Origin of the sequence: Microbacterium sp. LWH3-1.2 (genome assembly GCF_040675855.1) — a bacterium.
Lineage (GTDB): Bacteria > Actinomycetota > Actinomycetes > Actinomycetales > Microbacteriaceae > Microbacterium.
Window position 1 is genome coordinate 863642 of sequence record NZ_JBEGIK010000001.1, and the last position, 22955, is coordinate 886596.

General features: G+C 70.4%; 19 protein-coding genes. 9 read left to right on the forward strand and 10 right to left on the reverse strand.

Annotated elements, in window-relative coordinates; genetic code table 11:
• Window positions 1-23 precede the first annotated feature (23 nt).
• From MRBLWH3_RS04130 to nucS, 4 genes are all read right to left on the reverse strand, one after another.
• Entirely contained in the window at window positions 24-2102 is a 2079-nt protein-coding gene (locus MRBLWH3_RS04130) for a bifunctional lysylphosphatidylglycerol flippase/synthetase MprF (protein WP_363428963.1), read from the reverse strand.
• A gap of 38 nt (window positions 2103-2140) precedes the next feature.
• A complete protein-coding gene (locus MRBLWH3_RS04135) occupies window positions 2141-3412 on the reverse strand; it encodes a hypothetical protein (RefSeq protein WP_363428965.1) in 1272 nt (423 codons plus the stop codon).
• Window positions 3405-4124 (reverse strand): HAD hydrolase-like protein, encoded by a 720-nt coding sequence (locus tag MRBLWH3_RS04140; protein ID WP_363428967.1) that lies wholly within the window; start codon window positions 4122-4124, stop codon window positions 3405-3407. The genes MRBLWH3_RS04135 and MRBLWH3_RS04140 overlap by 8 nt, the downstream gene beginning before the upstream one ends.
• A gap of 63 nt (window positions 4125-4187) precedes the next feature.
• A complete protein-coding gene (gene nucS, locus MRBLWH3_RS04145; protein ID WP_363428969.1) occupies window positions 4188-4883 on the reverse strand; it encodes an endonuclease NucS in 696 nt (231 codons plus the stop codon).
• A gap of 140 nt (window positions 4884-5023) precedes the next feature.
• Here nucS and MRBLWH3_RS04150 point away from each other — a divergent pair, with 140 nt between their 5' ends.
• Window positions 5024-6331 carry a MinD/ParA family ATP-binding protein gene (locus MRBLWH3_RS04150; RefSeq protein WP_363428971.1) on the forward strand — a complete coding sequence of 436 codons (1308 nt, stop codon included), beginning with the start codon at window positions 5024-5026 and terminating at the stop codon, window positions 6329-6331.
• Between the two features lie 36 nt (window positions 6332-6367).
• Here MRBLWH3_RS04150 and MRBLWH3_RS04155 read toward each other — a convergent pair whose 3' ends face one another.
• Window positions 6368-7597, reverse strand: coding sequence for an MFS transporter (locus MRBLWH3_RS04155; RefSeq protein ID WP_363428973.1), 1230 nt, complete (start codon window positions 7595-7597; stop codon window positions 6368-6370).
• An 82-nt stretch (window positions 7598-7679) separates the two neighbouring features.
• Between MRBLWH3_RS04155 and MRBLWH3_RS04160 the strand changes: the two genes are divergently transcribed.
• The 8 genes from MRBLWH3_RS04160 to MRBLWH3_RS04195 all read left to right on the forward strand — a co-directional run bounded on the left by MRBLWH3_RS04160 (window position 7680) and on the right by MRBLWH3_RS04195 (window position 15368).
• The gene (locus tag MRBLWH3_RS04160; RefSeq protein WP_363428975.1) at window positions 7680-8747 is read left to right on the forward strand and encodes a LacI family DNA-binding transcriptional regulator; all 1068 of its coding nucleotides are present in this window, start codon (window positions 7680-7682) and stop codon (window positions 8745-8747) included.
• 154 nt (window positions 8748-8901) lie between these two features.
• Window positions 8902-11832, forward strand: coding sequence for a Na+/H+ antiporter subunit A (locus MRBLWH3_RS04165; RefSeq protein WP_363428977.1), 2931 nt, complete (start codon window positions 8902-8904; stop codon window positions 11830-11832).
• Window positions 11829-12386, forward strand: coding sequence for a Na(+)/H(+) antiporter subunit C (locus MRBLWH3_RS04170; protein ID WP_363428979.1), 558 nt, complete (start codon window positions 11829-11831; stop codon window positions 12384-12386). Before MRBLWH3_RS04165 ends, MRBLWH3_RS04170 begins: the two co-directional genes overlap by 4 nt.
• Window positions 12383-13966 (forward strand): Na+/H+ antiporter subunit D, encoded by a 1584-nt coding sequence (locus tag MRBLWH3_RS04175; RefSeq protein ID WP_363428981.1) that lies wholly within the window; start codon window positions 12383-12385, stop codon window positions 13964-13966. Before MRBLWH3_RS04170 ends, MRBLWH3_RS04175 begins: the two co-directional genes overlap by 4 nt.
• Window positions 13963-14562, forward strand: coding sequence for a Na+/H+ antiporter subunit E (locus MRBLWH3_RS04180; RefSeq protein ID WP_363428983.1), 600 nt, complete (start codon window positions 13963-13965; stop codon window positions 14560-14562). The genes MRBLWH3_RS04175 and MRBLWH3_RS04180 overlap by 4 nt, the downstream gene beginning before the upstream one ends.
• Window positions 14559-14825 carry a monovalent cation/H+ antiporter complex subunit F gene (locus MRBLWH3_RS04185; protein WP_220288949.1) on the forward strand — a complete coding sequence of 89 codons (267 nt, stop codon included), beginning with the start codon at window positions 14559-14561 and terminating at the stop codon, window positions 14823-14825. Before MRBLWH3_RS04180 ends, MRBLWH3_RS04185 begins: the two co-directional genes overlap by 4 nt.
• On the forward strand, window positions 14825-15181 hold the full coding sequence (gene mnhG / locus MRBLWH3_RS04190; protein WP_363428985.1) for a monovalent cation/H(+) antiporter subunit G: 357 nt from the start codon (window positions 14825-14827) through the stop codon (window positions 15179-15181). The genes MRBLWH3_RS04185 and mnhG overlap by 1 nt, the downstream gene beginning before the upstream one ends.
• Before the next feature lie 40 nt (window positions 15182-15221).
• Entirely contained in the window at window positions 15222-15368 is a 147-nt protein-coding gene (locus tag MRBLWH3_RS04195) for a hypothetical protein (protein ID WP_363428987.1), read from the forward strand.
• A 3-nt stretch (window positions 15369-15371) separates the two neighbouring features.
• Here MRBLWH3_RS04195 and MRBLWH3_RS04200 read toward each other — a convergent pair whose 3' ends face one another.
• The 5 genes from MRBLWH3_RS04200 to argG form a co-directional block, all read right to left on the reverse strand.
• On the reverse strand, window positions 15372-17972 hold the full coding sequence (locus MRBLWH3_RS04200; RefSeq protein ID WP_363428989.1) for a penicillin acylase family protein: 2601 nt from the start codon (window positions 17970-17972) through the stop codon (window positions 15372-15374).
• A gap of 186 nt (window positions 17973-18158) precedes the next feature.
• Window positions 18159-20012, reverse strand: coding sequence for a YhgE/Pip domain-containing protein (locus MRBLWH3_RS04205; protein ID WP_363428991.1), 1854 nt, complete (start codon window positions 20010-20012; stop codon window positions 18159-18161).
• Window positions 20009-20686: a hypothetical protein gene (locus MRBLWH3_RS04210; RefSeq protein WP_363428993.1), complete on the reverse strand. Its 678-nt coding sequence runs from the start codon at window positions 20684-20686 to the stop codon at window positions 20009-20011. The genes MRBLWH3_RS04205 and MRBLWH3_RS04210 overlap by 4 nt, the downstream gene beginning before the upstream one ends.
• On the reverse strand, window positions 20683-21324 hold the full coding sequence (locus MRBLWH3_RS04215) for a TetR/AcrR family transcriptional regulator (RefSeq protein WP_363428995.1): 642 nt from the start codon (window positions 21322-21324) through the stop codon (window positions 20683-20685). Before MRBLWH3_RS04215 ends, MRBLWH3_RS04210 begins: the two co-directional genes overlap by 4 nt.
• A gap of 130 nt (window positions 21325-21454) precedes the next feature.
• Window positions 21455-22897 carry an argininosuccinate synthase gene (gene argG / locus MRBLWH3_RS04220; protein ID WP_363428997.1) on the reverse strand — a complete coding sequence of 481 codons (1443 nt, stop codon included), beginning with the start codon at window positions 22895-22897 and terminating at the stop codon, window positions 21455-21457.
• Window positions 22898-22955: the final 58 nt, after the last annotated feature.

Consider the following 22955-nt stretch of genomic DNA (forward strand, 5'->3'; position numbering starts at 1 on the left):
GCCGGCGGCGGTGCGAGGAGGCCTCATTCGCGGTCGCCGCGCACGAGCTCGAGTCCCGCGCCGGCGAACTGACGCAGCGTCGCGTCGGGTAGGAACGCCCGCGTGAGCGCTCCGCCGATCCGTGTGAGGTCGCTCTCGTCGCGGTAGAGCAGGTACATCGTCTCGTACCGCGGGTGGAACTTCTCCTTGAAACGGTGCAGCGACCGGAACCCGTAGACCGGCTCGAGCGCGTCGGCGAGCTTGTCGCTGAGCGCAGCGATCATTCCGGCATCCGGCGGGTAGTCGTGGGCGAGCGGCGCCCCCGACAGTGACATGATCTCCGCGCCCTCGTCGGAAAACAGCCTCGCCGACGAGCCGATCAGGAACTCCATCACGGGGCCGAAGCCACCCTCGCGTCGTCGCATGAGGTCCAGGGTCCAGCCCTTCACGGTGCCGCCCTCGCCGTAGACCGGCAGCCACGACAGGAAACCGTCGACGTCGCCGTTCGGAGCGAGCGCCAGGGCGAGGCGCACCTCCGGGTCCTCGGCCTCGACGAGCGTGCCGAGCGTGAACCCCATCTCGGGGAGGCCCTTGTCGCCGACCCACATCTCCGAGATGGCCCGCAGCTGCTGCTGGACGCCCCACGACTCGTCGTTCAGGCGGGTCATGCGGAAAGTCATCTCCTCACGACCCGCGCGGTTGAGCGAGGAGCGCACCGAGTTCCATCGCTTTCCGGTGAACTCGAGCCCTGGCAGGTCGACGATCGTGTCGTCGGCGACGACCAGGCTGCGCCACGACGCCGGCACCGCGGCCCGCGTGGCCTCGTCCGCGCTGAAGAAGCACGGGACCAGTCCCGCCCGCTCGGCATCGTGGATGAACTCCTCCACGGATGCCGCGCGCGACGCCTCCGGACCGATCGGGTCGGCGAGGGCCAGCGCCACACCCGCGCGCCGCTGGTAGGCGACGATGCCGTCGGTCGTGCGTGCGTAGGTGTTCCCCTCCCAGGTCGTCATCCACGAGAGGGTCCCGCCGCCGTGGGCGTGCAGCATCCGCTTCACGTCCTCGACCCCCGGATGAGGCTGCAGGCCGATCCGCGAACGCCGCCGAGCGCGGAAGGCACGGCGCACCCAGACCAGGTAGATGAGCATGAGCAGCCACATCGCGCCACTGGCCAGGGCCAGCTCGGTCTCGCCGTCGATCGTCGCCTCGACCTGGGCCTGCGAGGCGACGATGATGGCCACCCCGACGAGAAGAGCGGTCAGGATGTTGAAGACAGCGAGGATCACCGCGAGCACCCACGCCCACCGGCGTCCGCGCCGGAGCCCGTTGGCGATGATGAGGATGATGACGACGTCGATCAGGAAATCCCAGAACCCGCCCGAGGCGGGCTCGGTCGGTCCGAACGGGCCGTTCGTCGGCACGAGGATCGTGATGACCTCGACCGCGCCGAGCACCAGCACCGAGATGAAGGCGATGAGGCGCTGCTCGCGCATCGTCGTGCGCTGGACGCGCAGCGATCGGTCGACGAAGAGCACGAGGAGCACGGCGAGCAGGTGCTCGAGGTCGGCGAGCGTGCCCCAGAAGAGCATCGCCACGAACACGAAGCCGAGCAGCACGAGCCACGCACGCACGCGCCAGGGGCTCCGCAGCAGGCCGACGGCCGCGGCGATGCAGGCCATCGTGCCGCCCGACGGGCCGACATCCAGTGCCGCGGCCTGGGTCTGCGCCCAGTCCCATGATGCGATCGCGGAGCATCCCCACAGCACGAGGGCGGTGGCGAAGATCGCGAACAGCTGCCCGACCCAGTAGTAGGCCAGCGCGATGCGCCATCCGCGCCGGAACTCGAGGTAGGCCATGCCGACGAAGCCTGCGATGGTGAACGCGTAGACCCAGGGCGCGTTGACGAAGAACGTTCCGGTGACCGGCGTCCACCATCGCCCCGCCTCGAAGGCCGGAAGCCCGTACGCGACCGAGTCGAAGAGGTCCGAGTCCTCGAACGGCCGCCACAGCCCCTGCCACACGACGCCCGCCACGAGGATCAGCGCGATCATCGTGAAGGTCGCCGGAATCCGCCCTGCGCCGGCGAGCACTCGGTTCGGTTTCTGAGTCGCCCCGTCACTCATGGGGTTCACGATAGCGGGGGGCTCTGCTGCTGTCCCCGTTATCCGGGCGGGCCCGCCTGACGGGCGAAGTCCGCCAGTGCCTTGGCATCCTCGGCGTCGCGCATCGCACGGCGGGCGGCGTCGAGCGCGGCCACCGGGTCCTGCGCCTGGCGGGCCCGAGCGAGCTCGCGCTGGGCCGAGAGCAGCCTCGACCGTGCGTCGGCTCCGGCACGGGAACGGGACACGGATGCTTCGGCCCGCGCGAGTGCGCCGCGCGCGGCGGCGAGGGTGCCGGGGAGGGCGGTGCGCGCGCCGCGCAGGCGCTGCTGGGACGTGCGTGCGTCACCCAGCGCGAGGTCGAGCCGGCTGCGCAGGCGCGCGATGGCGTCGACCGTGCGGGTGGGGCGGCGGGCAGCATCCGTCTCGATGCGGTTCAGCTCGCCATCGATGGCGTGCAGTTCCGCGCCGAGCCGTGCGGCGTCGGGGGCGTCGAGATGTTCGCGCGTGACGGCGGCCTGGCGCACGGCGTTGCGCGCCGACGCGATCTCGTCCGGCACGGCCTGCGCGGCTTGCAGCACGAGCCGGTGGGACTCTTCGAGGTTGCGGGCGTCGGCTTCCGCCTGGCGGAGCGCCCGCTCGGCCGCGGCGAGCTCGGAGAGGGCGCTCAGCGACGGGTCGGCGGCACGGGACGACGCGGCGTCGAGGTGGCGTCGGGCGGCGGACACCTCCGAGAGGGCGGCATGCGCCGAGCGCGAGGCATCCCGCCACTCCTCCTCGGCGAAGCGGGACGAGAGGTCGGCGACGAGCGCGGCCGGATCGCCCATCGACGCGTTCAGTTCGGCGAGGCGGCGGCGGGCCGCGTCGATCTGCCCTGCCGCCGACACGTTCGCCGTGACCCACGCGCCGTGCTCCTGCCGGGCGGCGGCGACGGCCGCGAGAGCCTCGCCCGCGTGGCGCTCGATGCGCGCCGAGACGCGGTGGACCTCGTGGGGGGCGACCGTGGGATCGCTGATCGCGCGGTACTCCTCGAAGGCGTCGTCACGCACGTGCTGCGCGGTGAGGCGTGCCCGCCGCAGCGACGACGGCGCATCGCCGCCGTAGAGGGCGCCGGAGAGGCCGACCTCGAGGTCGAGCTCGCCGACCTCGTCGTCGAGCTGCACGAGCATCGCACCCGCCTTCGCACGCGCCTTCTCGGCGGATGCGCGCGCACGCGGTGAGCGCCGGGCACGGCGGACGGCCCATGCGATGACGGCGACGGCGATCGCCGTCACGCCGAACACGACCAGGGCCGGCACCAGCCACCCCAGGATCGTGGCGGCGAGCTCAGGCATCGGCGACGCCGGCGGCGGTGGCCGCGCCCTCGTCGGCGTACTCGCCGAACAGCAGCAGCGCGCGCAGCTGGTCGACATCGTCGACCACGGCCTGCGCGCCCTCGGACTCGTGCGGCCAGCTGAAGCCCCACCGCACGAAGATCACGGGCACGCCCTGGGCGGCACCGCCCTCGACGTCATGGTGCCTGTCGCCGACGAGCACCGGCCGACTCGTGTCGACGCCCGCGGCGGCGAGGCGACGCAGTGCTTCGGCGACGATGTCGGCCTTGGCGCTGAGCGTCTTCTCGTCGGGGGTCGCGCCGACGATCGCGGTGAGCGAGGTCGACAGGTCGAAGTAGTCCATGAGCGCGACCACCTGCACCTCGGGCTTCGAGCTGGCGGTGGCCTGCGGGATGCCGCAGGCCGCGACATCCGCGATCAGCTCACCCATGCCGGGGAAGAGCTTCGCGCCCGTCGTGTACCCGTCGGTCTTGTTGAGGCCTCGGTAGAAGGTGACCGCCTCGGCCGCCTGTTCGGGCGTCATGCCGACGTTCACCTGGAACGACTGGTACATCGGCGGCCCGATCCAGTGCACGAGCTCGGCGCGGGTCGGCGGGCGCTTGCCGAAGTGCTCGAGGGCGATCGTGAGGCGGCGGAGGATGCCGTCGGACGCGTCGACGATCGTTCCGTCGACATCCCACAGCACACAGGTCCACGGCGATCGGCTCGGCATAGGACCAGCCTATGCGGAGCAGACACCGACCCCTTCCGTACGAGGGTGGTGCACCCTCGGCGGTTAGAACAGGCGCGGTGCGCCGGACTCGATCCCCTTCATGCCCTCGTAGTCGAGAGTGACGCAACGGATGCCGCGGTCCGCGGCGAGCACCTTGGCCTGCGGTTTGATCTCCTGGGCGGCGAAGACACCGGTCACCGGAGCGAGGTGCGGGTCGCGGCCGAGCAGCTCGAGGTAGCGCGTCAGCTGCTCGACTCCGTCGATGTCGCCACGGCGCTTCACCTCGACGGCGATCGTGCCGCCCTCGGGATCGCGCAGCAGCAGGTCGACCGGGCCGATCGCCGTCGGGAACTCACGGCGCACCAGCGTGAGGTTGTCTCCGATCACGTCGACCTGCTCGGCGAGGAGGCGCTGCAGGTCGGCTTCGACGCCGTCCTTCTGCAGACCCGGGTCGATGCCGAGCTCGTGCGACGAGTCGTGGATGACCTCGTAGATGCGCACCAGCAGTGCGTCCCCGGTCTTGGCGTGGGTCACGCGCCAGTGCTCGAGCACTCCGGCGGACGCCGCCTCCTCGTCGGGCACCTCGACGTCGAGCCGGCACGGCGGGCTCATCCAGTTGAGCGGCTTGTACGACCCGCCGTCGGAGTGCACCAGAAGCGACCCGTCCCCCTTGTGCACCAGCAGGCGGGTGGCGAGGGGCAGGTGGGCGTTGAGCCGCCCGGTGTAGTCGACCGAGCAGCGGGCGATGACGAGACGCACCCGAAGAGCCTAGCCTCCCGCATCAGCTCGCCCGCAGGCTCGTCGGATAGCCTTTGCCCTCGTTGCGCGCACTGCTGTGCTTTCCGTGCGACCCTCAGACCACGGCCCCCCACGCCGTCCCTTCCTCCGGAGAAGAACCGATGAACTCTCGTCACCCCGACGCGACCGTCCACATCCTGTCCAGCACCGTCGCCGAGCTCCACGTCGGCAGCGAGGTGGCGGAGGTCGTCGCCCCCGACAGCCTCGCCCTGCGCGACCGCGTGGTCGAGGAGATCCGCCAGCTCGCAGCATCCGCCGGAGAACCGGCCCACGCGACGCTCGTCGAGGGCTCGTCCCGCTGGCCTCTCGTCGTTCATCCGGACGGCACGTTCGACGAGGCGCTGGAGGAGGCGGCGGTGGACACGACGGCGGTTCCCGCGGTCGCTCCTGCCCCGGTGGCGGCCGTCCCGGTCACGGCGCCGACGCCGGTGGCAGCGGTGCCGACGCTCGCGCCCGTGGTGGAGGATGCGGCGCGGCCGACCGTGCAGGATCTGCTCGATTCGCGCGGCGGTGTCGGCGCCCGCCCGCGCGCGACGACGGGCTGGCAGGGTGCTGTGCGCCGGGCGACGGGAGGCCTCATCTCTCCCGCACCCGGCCGCGTCGAGCGGTCGCGGCTCGACCGCGAGAAGCGGGTTCAGCGTCGTCTCGACGCCCCGCGCACGATCGTCGTGCTCAACCCGAAGGGCGGCGCGCACAAGACGACGAGCACCCTGCTGCTGGCCGCGACCTTCGGGACGCTGCGCGGCGGGGCGACCCTCGCGTGGGACAACAATGAGACCCGCGGCACGCTCGGGTGGCGCGCGCAGCACGCCCCGCACCACCGCACCGCCGTCGACCTGCTCGAGGACCTCGACGAGGCGTCGAACTTCCGCGGGTCGAGCCTCGCGGCGCTCGATCACTACGTCCGCACACAGGTCGACGCGCGCTTCGACGTGCTCGCCTCCGACGAGGACGCCGCGGCCTCCTCGACGATCGACGCGGCCGCCTTCGATCGGCTCCACGCACTTCTGCGCCGGTACTACCGCCTGATGATCGTCGACACCGGCAACAACATGCGCGCGTCGAACTGGGTCGCGGCCGTCGCCGCCGCCGACCAGCTCGTGATCGTGTCGACCGTCCGCGAGGACACGGCCGCCAGCGCCGCGTGGCTGCTCGACGGCCTGCGCGAGAAGGGCTTCGGCAGGAAGATCGACGAGGCGGTGACCGTGCTCACGGCGCCGTCCTCGCGCCCGGATCGCAAGCTCGAGTCGCGCCTCTCGCAGCACTTCGAGCGGGTGACGTCCGCCGTCGTGAACGCACCGTTCGATCCGTCGCTGGTCGACGGCGGGCCCATCGACTTCGACGCGCTGTCGCCAGAGACCCGCGACGCGTGGCTCACGGTCGCGGCGACGGTGACGGACCGCCTCTGACCCGTTCGGTGAGATCCGACCGGGATCGGCGCCGGCTCAGTGGTGGGCGTGCCCCGCGCCGACCTTCGATCCGGCGATCGGCTTCGCGGCGCCGGAGGCGAGTCCCGAGATCGCGATGAGACCCACGATGATCCAGAGCGTGGGCAGGATGCCGATCTCGTGGCTGATCCAGCCGAGGATCGGCGGACCGCACAGGAACGCGAGGTACCCGATGGTCGCGGCGGCCGAGACCGACGCAGCCGCCTTGCCGGGGTCGTCCGCCGCCGCCGACATGCCGAGAGGGAAGCCGAGCGAGGCCCCAGCGCCCCACAGCGCGATGCCGATGAAGGCGATCGGCAGGTTCGGCGCGAGGATGAACATGACCAGGCCCACGCCGGCCGCGATCGACAGGATGCGCAGCGACCACACGCGGCCGATCCGGTCCACGAGCGGACCGCCCAGGATGCGGAACGTCGTCATCGCGACCGAGAACACGGTCAGCGCGATGGCGCCGACGGCCTCGGTCTGGTCATGGCCGTCCACCATCGCGATCGTGAGCCAGTCGTTGGCGCTGCCCTCGGCGAAGGCCATGCCCAGCATGATGGCGCCGATGGCGTAGGTGCGCGGATCGCGCCAGACGGCCAGGACCTCGGCGAAGCGCTCGCGGCGCGTGCTGCTCGTCGCGGGGTCGTCGTGCATGCTCTCGCGCACGGGGACGGCGCGCAGCGACACCAGTCCGGCAACAACGACGAGCAGGCCGGCGGCGGCGAGGTGCCAGCCGACTCCGATGCCGAGGGCCGCCATCGCGACACCGAGTCCGGCGCCCGCGACCGTGCCGAGGCTGAAGAACGCGTGGAACAGCGGCATGAGTGTGCGCTCGAACGCCTGCTCCACTGCGGCCGCCTCGACGTTCATCATGACGTCGGTGGCGCTCATGCCGAGACCCATGAGTCCGAGCCCGACGGCGGCGACGACGTACGACTGCGTGAACTCCACGCCGACGCCGGCGAGCGCGACGCCGAGCGCAAACGTGATGATCGTCGCGAACATGCCCCGTCGCGCGCCCCAGCGCGCGACGATCACATTGGCCAGCGACAGGCCCACGATCGAGGTGGCGCCCGCCACGAACAGCAGGACGCCCACCTGGAGGTCGTTGATGCCCAGGTCCACCTTCACCGCGGGCAGGCGGGACGCCCACGACGCGAAGCCCACTCCCATGATGAGGAAGATCGTGAAGATCGCGGTGCGCCAGGCGACCAGCTGCCGACGGGTGAGCGCGGTGTCCATCCGCACATGCTAGCGAATCGATTCGGCGATGCCCGAATCGATTCGACAACACCTGTTCGCGACGGGCTACGATCGTGACAGCATGAGCCGTCAGGACACCGGCATCCGCCGCGCCACGATCTCGGACGTCGCCCGTGAGGCAGGCGTCTCGCCGTCGACCGCCTCCGTGGTGTTCAGCGGCAAGACGCCGGTGTCGGACTCGACCCGCCGCCGCGTGCTGGACGCTGCCGCCGCGCTCGGCTACACCGGCCCCGACCCGCGCGCGGCGTCGCTGCGCCGAGGCCGCTCGGGGATCGTGGGCGTGGTGTTCGAGGAGCACCTGGGCACCGCGTTCCTCGACCCGGTGAAGACCCTCATGATGGACGGCCTCGCCGATGCGGTCACCCCACTCGGCGCTGGCCTGCTGCTCCTCCGTGACCACGAACCGACCGGGAGCGGGCCTTCGCTCACCACCGCGCCGCTGGACGCCGCTGTGCTCATCGGCTGCAGCGGTCTGCTGCGCGAGTCGCTCGAGACCGTCAAAGCGCGCCGCATCCCCGTCGTCGTCATCGAAGGGGATGCCGGCGACGACGTGCCGCGAATCGGGCTCGACAACCGCGAGGCCCAGCGCCAGGCCGCGAGTCATCTGCGTGCGCTGGGACACCGCGAAGCCGCCGTCGTGACGCTGCCCGCACGGGTCGACTGGAAGCGCGGCTGGTTGCACGACGACACGGGGGTCACCGTGGACGTCACCCGCGAGCGGCTCGCCGGCGCCCTCGACGTCTTCCCGGACGCTGCCGCCTTCGCCGCCGCGGGCAGCTTCATCGACGAGGGGTTCGCGGCCGGCCGCGAGATCTTCGCCGACCCCGACCGGCGACCGACCGCGGTCATCGCGCAGAGCGACCTGCTCGCGGCCGGGGTCATCCGGGCGGCCGAAGAAGCTGGTCTGCGCGTGCCGGAGGACGTCAGCGTCACCGGCTTCGACGGCATCGTCGTCGACGGCCTCGCTCCGTACGAGCTCACCACCCTCGTGCAGCCCGCCACCGACAAGGGGCGCGCGGCCGGCGCCGCCGTCGCAGCGATGCTCGAGGGCACCCCTGCGGCGTCGATCCGGTTCACCTGCACCTTCCGCGAGGGCAACACCACGGGGCCGGCACCCACGCGCGCCTGAACAGCCCGCAACACCCCCGGACGGGGCTGCGATGTATGCCGTTCGGGCGATCGGGCGCGACACGCCCGTTAGGATGGGTTTCGACACCCCGATCGCCTGGGCTTTGCGCCGTCGTCCTCTGATGTGCGTTGCCGACGACCCCGAGGAGGCCCGAATGCTCCTCGTTCTCGGCGCGTTCGCGGTCGTCCCGGTCCTTCTGCCGTGGCTGGTGGCGCGCATCGGCGCCCGCGCGTTCTACGTCGCCGCGGTCCTCCCGATCGCGGGATTCGTCTACGCCGCCTTGCTCACGCCGCAGGTGCTGGCGGGTGATATTCCGTTCGAGACATACGCTTGGATCCCACCTCTCGGCATCGAGCTCTCGATGCGCATGGACACGCTGTCGTGGCTCATGACGCTGGTCGTCACCGGGGTCGGTGCGCTCGTGATGATCTACTGCCGCTGGTACTTCCGAGGCAAGAAGGAGAATCTCGGCCAGTTCGCCGCCGTGCTCCTCGCCTTCGCGGGCGCGATGTACGGACTGGTCCTCACCGACGACCTCGTTGTCCTCGTGATGTTCTGGGAAGTCACCAGCGTGCTGTCGTACCTCCTCATCGGGTACTACAACAAGCGTGCGGCGAGCCGTCGTGCGGCCCTTCAGGCCCTCCTCGTGACGACGCTCGGCGGACTCGTCATGCTCATCGGCGTCGTGCTGCTCGTGGTCGACGCCGGCACCTCCAGCATCTCGACGATCCTCGCCGAAGCGCCGTCCGGCCCGATCGTCGACGCCGCGCTGGTGATGATCCTCGTCGGAGCGCTCAGCAAGTCGGCGATCTTCCCGTTCCACTTCTGGCTTCCGGGTGCCATGGCGGCGCCCACTCCGGTGAGCGCCTACCTGCACGCAGCGGCCATGGTGAAAGCGGGCATCTATCTGATCGCCCGCTTCGCCCCGGTCTTCGCCATCGCTCCGACGTGGCGGCCGATCGTCGTCGCGCTGGGGGTCTTCACGATGCTGCTCGGCGGCTTCCAGGCGCTGCGCGAGACCGACCTCAAGCGCGTGCTCGCCTTCGGCACCGTGAGCCAGCTCGGCCTTCTGACAGTCGTGCTCGGCTACGGGACCAGGGATGCTGCGCTCGCAGGTCTCGCGCTGCTGCTGAGTCACGCCCTCTTCAAGTCGGCGCTGTTCCTCGTGGTCGGCGTCATCGACCGACAACTGTCGACACGCGACCTGACCGAGCTCTCGGGGGTGGGTAGGCAGGCACCGGTCATGGCGACGTTCTCGATCATCGCCGTCGCGTCGATGATCGGCGTCATCCCCACGATCGGCTTCGTCGCGAAGGAGGGCGCGCTCGCCTCACTGCTGCACGAGGCCCTGGGCGGCGCGGTGTGGGGGATCGTCGCGCTGGTCGGCGTCGCCCTGGGCTCGGTATTGACCGCGGGGTACGGCATCCGCTTCCTGTGGGGCGCCTTCTCAACCAAGCGCGCGGCGAGCGGCGACCGTATGCCCGATACGGAATGGCCCGACCCGCCGATCGGATTCCTCGTCGCGCCGATCGTGCTCTCGGGCCTCACCGTCGTCGCAGGAGCCTTCGCGCCGTGGCTCGACAAGGTCTTCGCGCCCTATGCCGACCAGGCGCCGCCGTCGACTCCGGGCGTCGCTGCTCCCGAACACCCTGCGCACCTCGCGCTGTGGCACGGCCTCGAGCCGGCGCTGTGGATCTCGCTCGCCACGATCGCGATCGGCGTGCTCGTGTTCTGGCTGACGCCGAGCTGGCGTCCGGCGAGGCGCCTGCTGCCCTTCACCGCGGCGGAAGCGTACAACGGCACGCTGCGCGTGGTCGCGCGCCTCTCGGTGATCACCACGAGCCTCACGCAGCGCGGTTCGCTGCCGGTGTACGTCGGCACGATCTTCGTCGTGTTCGTCGCGGCCGAGGCGACTGCGCTGCTCGCGAGCGACGACTGGCAGGCGAAGCTCGACGCGTACCAGACGCCCACGCAGCTGCTCGTCGCTCCGATCATGATCGCCGCGGGGCTCATCGCGATCCGTGCGCGAAAGCGGTACACCGGCGTCGTGCTGGTGTCGGTCACGGGCGTCGGCATGGTGCTGCTCTTCGCGACCAGCGGCGCGCCCGATCTCGCGCTCACGCAGATCCTCGTCGAGACGGTCACGCTCGTCGCGTTCGCACTCGTCCTGCGGCGCATTCCGTCGCGCCTCGGCGAGCACAATGCCTCGGTGTGGCCCGTGGCCCGGGCTGTGCTGGGCGCGGCGGTCGGCATCACGATGGCCCTCGTGGCGATCGTCGCCACCAGTGCCCGTGTCGAGAAGCCGATCTCGGACTCCTTCCCCGACCTGGCGTACGAGCTCGGCCATGGCAAGAACGTCGTCAACGTCGCCCTCGTCGACCTGCGCGGCTGGGACACCATGGGCGAGCTGTCGGTGCTGATCCTCGCAGCGACGGGCGTGGCGTCCCTCGTGTTCGTCACCCACCGCGCCGACACGCTCTCCAGGGCGATCTCGTCACTGCCCACCGGTGCGATCCGCACGCGGCGTCCGCTGGTCGAGACCGCGGAGGGCGTGCGGCCGCGCGGCGCCGGCGGCGGCCGCATGGCGTGGCTCGTCGGCGGCCAGCGCGTGCGGCCCGAGAACCGCTCGATCATGCTCGAGGTGATCGTGCGGATCCTCTTCCACACGATCATCATCGTCTCGCTGTATCTGCTCTTCGCCGGCCACAACCTGCCGGGAGGAGGGTTCGCCGGCGGTCTCGTCGCGGGCATGGCCCTCGTCATGCGCTACATCGCGGGCGGCCGCTACGAGCTCGGCGCCGCCGCGCCCACCGACGCCGGACGACTGCTGGGCACGGGCATGTCGATCGCGGTCGCGTGTGCGATCGTGCCGGTGTTCCTCGGCGACCAGCCGCTCACGAGCTACTTCTGGGTGTGGGACGTGCCGCTGCTCGGACACGTCGAGTTCGTCACCTCGACGCTGTTCGACATCGGCGTGTACCTGGTCGTCATCGGCCTCGTGCTGGACGTGCTGCGCAGCCTCGGCGCCGAGGTCGACCGCCAGGCGCAGGAAGCACGCGAGCAGCAGGGGGTGATGGTCTCGTGAGCGTGTCGCTCGTCCTCATCGTCGTGATGGCCGTGCTCTTCGCGTGCGGGGTCTACGCCATGCTCGAGCGCAGCCTCACCCGTGTGCTCATCGGGTTCCTGCTCCTGGGCAACGCGACCAACCTGCTCCTCCTGATCGTGATGGGTCGCCCGGGCGTCGCACCGTTCTTCGGCGCGGCATCCGTCGACGAGATGTCGGATCCGCTCCCGCAGGCGCTCACGCTCACCGCCATCGTGATCACCTTCGCCGTCTCGGCGTTCCTTCTCGCCCTCATCTACCGCTCCTGGCAGCTCGGTCAGGCCGACACCGTCACCGACGACGAAGCCGATATCGAGGTGCGCTCTCGCGGGGCCGCCGACGAGGACACCATGGACGTGGAAACCGAGATCGAAGACGCTGACGACGATGCCACCACCGACTTCGTGGGCACCGCGACCGCGCCGATCATGATCCTCGGCGCGAAGGACATCGCGGGTGTGCGCGACGACGCGCCCGTCGATCGCCCCGACGGGCACGACGGCGCTGGTTCCCGTGACAGGGGCGACGGCGCATGATCGAGCTCGCTCCCGCCCTCGTCCCGCTGCTCGTGACGCTGCCCCTCCTCGGTGCCGCCGTCGCCCTCATCGCGGGTCGCCATCGCAAGACGCAGGTGGCGGTCTCGGTCGTGACGCTCACCGCCGTGACGGTGATAGCAGCGATCCTGCTCTACGTGGTCGACGCGGGCGACAAGCCGATCGCCGTGTCGGTCGGCGGCTGGCCGATCCCGTTCGGCATCGTGCTCTACGTGGACCGGCTCGCGGCGCTCCTCGTGGTCGTGTCGAGCATCGTGCTGCTCGCCGTCCTTCTCTTCTCCGTCGGACAGGGTGCGGCCGACGGCGACGACGACACCCCGGTCTCGATCTTCCACCCCTCGTACCTGATCCTCGGCGCCGGCATCTTCAACGCGTTCATCGCGGGCGACCTCTTCAACCTGTACGTCGGCTTCGAGATCCTGCTCGTCGCCTCATACGTGCTGATCACGCTCGGCTCGACCGAGTCGCGCATCCGCACCGGTGTGGTCTACATCGTCGTCTCGCTGGTGTCGTCGATCCTCTTCCTCGCGGCGATCGCCATGATCTACGGCGCGCTCGGCACCGTGAACATGGTGCAGATCTCCGAGCGCATGGGCGAGCTGCCGCAGGAGACGCAGCTCATCCTGCATCTCATGCTGCTGCTCGCGTTCAGTATCAAGGCCGCCGTCTTCCCGCTGTCGTTCTGGCTGCCCGACTCGTACCCGACCGCGCCCGCCCCGGTCACCGCGGTCTTCGCGGGCCTGCTGACCAAGGTCGGCGTCTACGCGATCATCCGCACCGAGACCGAGCTGTTCCTCGACAACGACGTGAACCAGCTGCTCATGTGGGTGGCGCTCGCGACCATGATCGTCGGAGTGCTCGGCGCGGTGGCCCAGGCGGAGCTCAAACGAATCCTGTCGTTCACGCTCGTGAGCCACATCGGCTACATGATCTTCGGGCTCGCGATCGCGACGCCCGCAGCCATCGGCGCGACGATCTACTACATGGTCCACCACATCGTGGTGCAGACGACGCTGTTCCTCGCGGTCGGCCTCGTCGAGCGTCGCGCGGGATCGACGTCGATACTCCGGGTCAAGGGCCTGATGAAGGCGGCGCCTGTCATCGCGGTCCTGTACTTCATCCCCGCGGTCAACCTGGGCGGCCTGCCGCCGTTCTCCGGCTTCATCGGCAAGTTCGCGCTGTTCGACGCCGCCGCGCAGGTCGGCACGCCGATCATGATGGTGCTGATGGTGGGCGGCATCCTGACCAGCCTCCTCACGTTGTATGCGCTCATGCGGGCGTGGAACCTCTCCTTCTGGCGAGAGGACGAGGATTCGGCCGAGACCGAGGCGCGTATCTCCTACCTCGGCTCGGCGCCCGCCGCCGGTGTCGAGACCGAGCGCCGCGTCATCCCGAAGATCATGACCGCCGCGACCACCGGAATGGTCGCGATCACCGTTGCCCTCACGATCTTCGCCGGGCCGCTCTATGACGTGTGCACGCGCATCGGCGAGGCGCTGCTGCAGCCGGTGTCGCTGACCCAGCTCGAAGACGACGCCGCGGGAACGGAGAAGACCCCGTGAGCCCCGACCTGCCTCAGGGCCGGCTCCGCCGCGGGTTCGTGACCGCGTGGCGGCAGCTGCCGTTCTTCGTATGGCTCATCGCCCTGTGGATGCTGCTGTGGGGCCAGTTCACGTGGCTCGCGTTCGTCACGGGGCTTGTCGCCGCCCTCGTCGTCACGCGCATCTTCCGGCTGCCGCCCGTCGAGCTGTCGGGCCGCGTGAACATCTGGTGGGGACTCGTGTTCGTCGTGGAGTTCCTGGTGGCCGTGGTCCTCGGCTCGCTGACGGTGGCGTGGCAGGTGCTCGACTTCCGCCGGCAGCCCGGGTCCGCGATCATCGCCGCGCAGCTCGTCACCGACGACGACCTCATCATGACCCACGTCGGTGTGACGTGCTCGCTCATCCCCGGTTCGCTGATCGTCGACACCGACCGCGACCGTCGTATCCTGTACCTCCACGTCATCGGCGTGCGCGACGACGCCGACGTCGAGAAGCAGCGCGCGAGCGTGCATCACTGGGAGGAGCGCATCGTGAGAGCGGTCGGCTCGCGCGCCCAGCTCCAGGCGATGAGGGATGCCGCCCCCCATGGCTCCCTGGCCCGAGGGGGTTCCCGATGAACGTGCTGCTGCTGGCGATCTACGTGATCTTCGCGGTCGCGGCGCTGCTCACGTTGTGGCGCATCGTCATCGGGCCCTCGATCCTCGACCGGGCCGTAGCATCCGATGTCCTGCTCACCCTGGTGATGTGCGTGCTCGGCGCGGAGATGGCCATCAACCACCACACCCGCACGCTGCCGGTGCTGCTGATCATCGCGGCTGTCGGGGTGTTCGGGTCGATCTCGATCGCGCGATTCGTCGCGAGAAGGGACCAGGACCGCTGATGGCCGCCATGCTCGACCTCGCCGCCGTGATCCTGATCCTGATCGGCGCGCTCCTCTGCCTCACCGCCGCGATCGGCGTGCTGCGCTTTCGCGATGTGCCGACCCGCCTGCATGCCGCGACCAAGCCGCAGGTGCTCGGGATGATCCTCATCTGCCTCGCGATCGCGCTGTCGCTGCGGTCGTGGCCGGTGGTCGCGTTCCTCGTGCCGGTCGTGCTCGTCCAGCTCGCGACGGCGCCTCTCTCGGCGCACATGGTCGGCCGGCAGGCGTACCGCAACGGCACCATCGACGAGGCGGCGCTGCACGTCGACGAGCTCGCCGAGTCCAAGCGCACTCCGCCCGCCTCCGGCGGCTGACCCTGCCCAGGCAGTGCCCTCCTTCCGCTCGCGGTAGGCCTTGGCCTGGGCCGGCACCGAAGCGCGCTCTCGCTTCGAGACTGAAGAGCTGGGCGGGGTCTACGACGAGGCGTGGCCCCGGTGGTGCGCCGCCTTCATGGCCGATACCCTCGCCGAGGACGGCTACGTCATCGAGCGCGTCACCTGAGCGTCAGGGCGTGAGCACGAGGGTGTCGGTCGTGGCCGCCTCGACCGCGTCGGGCGTGTACGCCCAGGGGGTCAGCTCGACCTTCTGCCACGACTCCACCTGGTCGATGTAGTTCGTGTGGAAGGCGTGGCCGCTCTGGCCCGTGAGCTGGTTCCAGCGCGAATCGTCGAAATCGGACAGGTCGATGATCATGCGCATCGACGGAACGGTGACGGTCGAGAAGCTCTGGGTCAGGTCCCACCCCGTCGCGTTCACGACGGACGAGCCGCCGCCGACCGGGAACGGACCGCGGTTGAAGAGCCACTCGATGGCGGCGATGCCCGAGGTGCCGAAGCTGCCGTTCTCGAGCGGGAGGGCGTGCAGGCTGCCCCAGTTCCAGCGCGAAGCGTTGTCACCCTGGTCGTCGACGAGTCGCTCGTAGGCATCGATGGCGGAGCGCTTCAGCATGTCGGCCATGCCGTCGACGCCGAGCTCGTCGTTGGTCCACCAGGGCGAGGTCTCGTCCTCGAGCAGCGCGTCCATCACGAGGAACTGACGGCCCTGACCGCTCATCGGCGCCGAGCGCTCGCGCCCATCGACGAACACGTTCTCGGCGAGAGTGTCCCACAGCACGTTGGCGTACGCGGCCGCCGCGGAGTCCGCGTCGTTCTGAGCGTCCCACTCCCGCAGGAGGTCGAGCGCGGCATCCGTCTCGTCGTCGCCCGTGGTGACGTCGGCGTAGGCCGCCGTGAGGCGCATGCCGATGAAGGAGTAGTTGTCGGCCTGGACGGCGTTGAGGTCGTCCGCGGTGACCGGGCCCTTCGCGATCGCCCGCTCGATCAGTTCGGTGATGCGGGCTGCGCGCCAGCCGTAGTCCCAGTCGCGCGTGAGCGGATGGGTGTAGTCCTGTCCCGCGATGGCATTGTTCGCGGTGACGATGTACCCCTCGGTCGGGTTGTACGAGACCGGGAGCTCCTCGAACGGGATATAGCCCCGCCACGCATACGTCGAGTCCCACCCTGGCTGCGGCATCGAGCCGTCGCCGGCGCCGCGGATCGGCAGCCTGCCCGGCGTCTGGTAACCGATGTTGCCGTCCACGTCGGCGTAGATGAGGTTCTGCGCCGGCACGTCGAAGAGGGCCGCCGCGCCGCGGAAGTCGTCGAAGTCCTTGGCGGTGTTGAGGGCGAAGATCGCGGATGCCGTGGTTCCGGGCTGCAGTGCGGTCCAGCGCAGGCTCACCGCATCGTCGCCCTCGGGTGCGTCGGCCGGCGTCTCTGTCACGGTGCCGCCCGTCCCGACGGAGGGAGCCTCGGCGATCGACGTGAAGTCGCCGGTGAGGCCGGACACGATCGGGCCGTTGACCGTGGAACGGACTTCGAGCTCGACGTCGTCAGAACCCGCGACCTTGAACGTCTCGGTGTGCGTCTCGAGCGGCACCAACGCGCCGTCGTACCAGTACGAGTCGCCGTCCACCTTCTCGAGATAGAGGTCCGTGACGTCGGTGGTGAGGTTCGTGAAGCCCCACGCGATGCGCTCGTTGTGGCCGATCACGACGCCGGGAAGCCCCGAGAAGCCGAATCCGGCCACATCGAACGGGCACTCTTCAGTGACCGTCGAGCACTTCAGCTGGATCTGGTGCCACACGCTCGGCAGCGACGCGCCGAGGTGCGGGTCGTTGGCGAGAAGCGGCATTCCGGTGTCGGTGACGTTGCCCGACACCACCCATGAGTTCGATCCGATGCCCTCACCGGCGCCGCCGACCAGTTCGCCGACGGCTTCGATCACGCTGCCGACCTCCGTCCACTCGATCGACGAGGCGGTCGCATCCGTCTCAGGAGGGTCGGGAGCTGTGCCGAGCGCGGGCACCGCCGAGATCTTCGGCACGATGACCGGGTTCCGGTCGAACGGGTAGCCGGGGTAGAGCTGGTCGATCTCGGCCTCGGAGAAGTCCGGCGCCATGACCGCGCGCTCCGTCTCGCTCTCGATATTGCTGCGGAGGTCCCAGGCCATCGCCTTGAGCCACGCGACAGAGTCGGCCGGAGTCCACGGCTCGATCGCGTAGTCGGAGTTCTGCAGGCCCAGCACGGCGTACTCGAACGAGGCGTCGGGGCCCTGGTGGTCGGCGAGGTAGGCGTTCACGCCGTCGGCGTAGGCGTCGTAGTAGGCGCGCTCCGTGGCGTCGAGGGCGTCCACCTCCTGTTCGGCGATCTCATGCCAGCCGAGCGTGCGCAGGAACTTGTCGGTGCCGAGCTGCGACGCGCCGAACATCTCGGAGAGGCGCCCGCTCGTGACGTGCCGGCGGAAGTCCATCTCCCAGAACCGATCCTGCGCGTGCACGTAACCCTGGGCGAAGAAGAGGTCGTGCGACGAATCCGCGGTGAGCGTGGGGATGCCGAGCGCATCCCGCTGCACCGTCACGTCGGCCTCGAGCCCGGCCGCCTCCACCTCGCCGCTCAGCTGCGGGAACGAGCGCTGCGCGGTGTACGCGACGAAGCCGACCGCGATCAGGGCGAGCACCACGATCCCCGCGAGGATACTGAAGAGGGTGATCCCGATGATCCGCCCCACGGGCCGGCGATGGACGGTGTCGTCGACGGCATAGGGCGAGGGCTGGGGCTTCGTCATTGAAAGGGCTTTCAGGCGAGGGGGGATACGCGGTTCCGTACACCGCGATGTTCGGTGCCGCGTGCGGTCGGGTCGCAGCAGCACCAATCCGCATGCTAACCCCGAGCCGCGCCCCAGGCCGAATCACGCTGGGCCTTCATCGCCCGACCGGCCCCTCGGGGCGTGGGTCCCCCTGTGCCACTCCCGCTATCCGATCACGCTGGGCTGCAGGTCGCGCAGGGTGCGGAAGTGGGTCATGCGGGTGACCCCGATCGCGGCGATCACGCCTGCGCCGACGAGCCAGGCGAGCAGCACGGCGAGGTCGAGCCAGACGCGGTCGGCGCTGCCGCCGTACATGACCTGGCGCATCGCGTCGACGACGTAGCCCATCGGCAGTACGTGGTGCAGCGCCGCCAGCGGCGCAGGCAGCGTCTGCCACGGGAACGTCCCGCCCGCGGTCACGAGCTGCAGCACCATGAGCACGAGGCCGAGGAACTGCCCGACCGAGCCGAGCCAGACGTTGAGCGCGAGCACGATCGCGGCGTACGTGGCCGAGGCCAGCAGCAGGATGCCGAGTGTCGCGAGGGGGTGGGCGAATGAGAAGCCGAGCGCGAGCGACAGCACGCCGAACAGGCCCAGCATCTGCACGCCGCCGAGGAGGGCTGGGGTCGCCCATCCGGCCAGCGTGATGCGGATCGGCGAATGCAGCGCCGTGACCGCGCGCTTGGAGACCGGCTTGACGATGAGGAACAGTGCGTAGATGCCGATCCAACCCGCGAGGGCCGCAAAGAACGGGGCGAGTCCTGCGCCGTAGTTCTGCGCCTGCGTGAGCGACGAGCGCTCGACGTCGACCGGGGCCGCGAGGGTGTCGGCCTGTGCCTGACGGGTCTCGGAGTCGTACGAGGGCAGCTGGGCGGCACCCTCGGAGAGACCGTCGCGGAGCCGCGAGGCGCCGTCCTCGAGCTGCGTGAGGCCGCTGCCGAGCGTCGCCGCGCCATCGCGCAGCTCTGCCGCGCCGTCCGCGGCGGTCGCGGTTCCCGATGCGAGCGTGGCGGAGCCGGCGGCGACCGATGCCGCGCCCGCCGAGACCTGCTGGGCGCCGGAGTTCAGCCGGTCGATCTGGGCGACGGCGCCCTGCACGCGGCTGTCCACCGCGTCGAGGCCGTCGCCCACCGGATCCAGCGCGGCGAGCACATCGTCGATCTTCTCCTGGTCGAGTCCGGCTTCAGCGAGCTTCGCGGCGATATCGTCTCGCACCTCGGGCAGTGTCGAGATCGCGGACGCGGATGCTGCGCCGATCCGGTCCGCGATGGCGTCGAGCTGTGCGGTGCCGCCGGCCACTTGGGCCGCGCCGTCCGAGACCTGGGCGGCACCGTCGGAGAGCCGGGCGGCGCCGTCCCGCAGCTGGGCGGTTCCAGCCGCGAGCTGGGCAGCGCCGTCGGTCAGCTGCGACGCGCCGTCACCGGCCTGGGCGAGACCGCCGACCAGCTGAGAAGCGCCGGCGGCGGCATCCGTCAACTGCACACGGATCGTGTCGAGGGCGTCGAGCATCGTGAGCCCGGCCTCGGCCACGACCTTCTCGGTGATCGTCGCCTGGATGCGCTCGACCGCCTGCGTGCCGATGGTGGAGGCGAGGTAGTTGTTGGCGTCGCTGGTGTGCAGGATGATGTCGGCCGGGCGCGGGTCACCGGTCGTGATCGACGCGATCGCCGCGGTGAAGTCGGCGGGCAGCTCGACGGCGAAGTCGTAGCTGCCGTCGTCGAGACCCGCGTCGGCCTCCTCGGCGGTGGCCAGGTGCCAGTCGAACGTGCCGTCCTCGATGAGCTCTTGCGCGACCTCGTCGCCGAGATTGCGCGCGGTGCCGTTGAGCTCGGCGCCTGCGTCGGCGACGATGAGCGCCGCCGGGACCTGGTCGAGTTGCCCATACGGGTCGCGGTTCGCCCAGAGGTACAGGCCGCCGTAGAGGATCGGCACGACCATGAGCGCGATGAGGGCGATGAGCGACATACGGGTGGATCCGAGGCGCCGGAGCTCGGCGAGGATCATCTGGGGGACCTTCACGCCCCGCCACCCTTCGTGCGGGCGGTGAACCTGCGCACGTGGGGTCGACCGATGGTTCGGGGCGTCTTGACGGCGCGTTCCGACTCGCCCGCCCGCTCGATTCGCTGCGAGGCCTGCCCCGCGATCACGAGCACCGCGAAGCCGCGCCCGGCGAAGTCCTCGGCGACGGCCCACCAGGCGGCGGGCGCGCCACCGTGGCGGTCGGGGGAGACCAGCACGATCCCCTCGACGCCCTTGCGCAGCACCGCCAGTTCGCACAGCGCACGCACGCGGCCTGCGGGGTCGACGTTCGAGACGGGGACGGATGCCTCGTCCCCGAGACCCTGCTCCTCGAGCCAGCGTCGCACCGCGACGGGGTCGGAGCGGCGTCCGGCGAACATGAGCTCCTCACTGGTCACACCGGCGAGCGTGACGTTGGGCTCGGGTTCCGACACCTCGGGAGCGTCGACCAGGGCGACCCGGCGGCGGAGGGCCGAGGCATCCGTCCGCCCGTCCAGCTCCACGCGGCCCGTGTCGGGGCGCATGCGGCCGGAGGCGATGAGACCGAGCACCGTCGGCCGCTGCGCCGTCTCGGCGGCGACCAGTGTGGCGCGGCCGGACTCGAAGGAGGCCGAGGTCACCGGCAGCGCGTGCTCGCGCCGGCCCTTGCCGATCGCGTCGAGCACGACTCTCACGCGCTCGCCGCCTCGGGGCTCGCCAGGACCTCGGGATGCGCCCCGAGCAGCGCGTCAGCCTGCCGCCACGAGAGGCCGGCGATGCTGAGCACCGCGCGCACCGCGAGGTCGCGGGCGGCGGGAGACGAGGCGTCGATGCGGGTGATGACGGTGCGGGCGGTCTCTTCGATGAGGCGGGCGAGCGTCGGCGCGGCGACGTCGGTGCGGAGCACCTCGGCGTCCTGCCCGTCGCGCACGATGCGCACGACGGCGCGGCGGAGCGGCGCGAGGGCCGTCGCGGTCTCTTCGAGGTGCGCCTCGTCGAGGGCGATCGCCGCGAGCACCTGCACGTGCGCGGCCTCGTTCCAGAGGGCAGCGGCGAGGCGGGCGAGCGCTACCCGCGCGTCGGCATCGTCGATCGAGTCGGCCACCGCGTTGAACCGCGTCGCACCCTGCGCGACGAGCTCGCGCACCAGCGCATCGCGGTCGTCGAAGTGCCCGTAGAGCGCTCGGCGCGACAGGCCGGCCTGGCGGGCGATGGCATCGACGGACGCGCGGGGGTCGTGCGCGAGGGCGACATGAGCCGCGGCGAGGATGCCCGCGCGGTTCTCGAGAGCGTCGCGCCGCGGACGGCGCGCAGCATCGATCGGGGAGGTCATGCCTCCACGTTAGATAAGTTGCACAACAGTGTGCAACTTATCTCAGGAGTTCACGGCCGGGACCCAGGTTGCGACCGCGCCGCGGGCGTTTCGACTCGCAAGCTCGCTCAACGACCGGGAAAGGGCCGATTCAGTCGGTTCCCAGGTCGAACGCCGACGCCTCGTTCGCAGCATCCGTCGCCTCCGCGAGCTCCTCCTGCGCGGAGCTGAAGGGCGAGGCGTGCTCGGTGATCTCGCCGGCCTCGCCCTGCGAGAGGTGGCCGACGAGCTCGCCGGTCGCGCCGCCGATGAGACCCTTCGACGCGTAGTACTCGAGCCGCACGCGCGAGTCGGCGATGTCGAGGTTGCGCATCGTGAGCTGGCCGATGCGGTCGGTGGGACCGAACGCGGCGTCGCCGACGCGCTCCATGGAGAGCTTGTCGGGGTGGTACGACAGGCGCGGGGCGGTGGTATCGAGGATCGTGTAGTCCTCGCCGCGGCGCAGGCGCAGCGTGACCGAGCCGGTGATCGTCGACCCGACCCACTTCTGGATCGACTCGCGCAGCATGAGCGACTGCGGCTCGAGCCAGCGGCCCTCGTACATGAGGCGCCCGAGACGGCGGCCCTGTTCGTGGTACGTCGCGAGCGTGTCTTCGTTCAGGATGCCGTTGGCCAGGCGCTCGTAGGCCGTGAACAGCAGCGCCATGCCCGGTGCCTCGTAGATGCCGCGGGACTTCGCCTCGATGATGCGGTTCTCGATCTGGTCGCTCATGCCCAGGCCGTGGCGGCCTCCGATGCGGTTCGCCTCGAACACCAGTGCGACCGGGTCGGCGAACTCGATGCCGTTGAGGGCGACGGGGCGGCCGGCCTCGAACGAGACGGTGACGTCTTCGGTCTCGATCTCGACCGACGGGTCCCAGAAGCGCACGCCCATGATGGGCTCGACGGTCTCGAGCGACACGTCCAGGTGCTCGAGGGTCTTCGCCTCGTGCGTCGCGCCCCAGATGTTCGCGTCGGTCGAATACGCCTTCTCGACGGAGTCGCGGTAGGGGAAGCCGTGCTCGACGAGCCACTCGCTCATCTCTTTGCGCCCGCCGAGCTCGGTGACGAAGTCGGCGTCGAGCCACGGCTTGTAGATGCGCAGCGCCGGGTTCGCGAGCAGGCCGTAGCGGTAGAACCGCTCGATGTCGTTGCCCTTGTAGGTGGAGCCGTCGCCCCAGATGTCGACGCCGTCCTCCTTCATGGCGCGCACGAGGAGTGTGCCGGTGACGGCGCGGCCGATGGGCGTCGTGTTGAAGTAGGTGCGCCCGCCGGAGCGGATGTGGAATGCGCCGCACGCGAGGGCGCCGAAGCCCTCCTCGACAAGGGCGGGCTTGCAGTCCACCAGGCGCGAGACCTCGGCGCCGTACTCGAGCGCCCGGCTCGGGATCGCGTCGATGTCGTCCTCGTCGGGCTGGCCGAGGTCGCCGGTGTAGGTGCAGGGGATGGCGCCCTTGTCGCGCATCCACGCGACGGCCACGGAGGTGTCAAGTCCTCCCGAGAAGGCGATGCCGACGCGCTCGCCGACGGGCAGGGACTGGAGGACCTTCGACATGACCTCAAGTCTAGTTAAGAGGACGGATGCCGCCCGCGATGCGTCGGCCGCCGCAGCC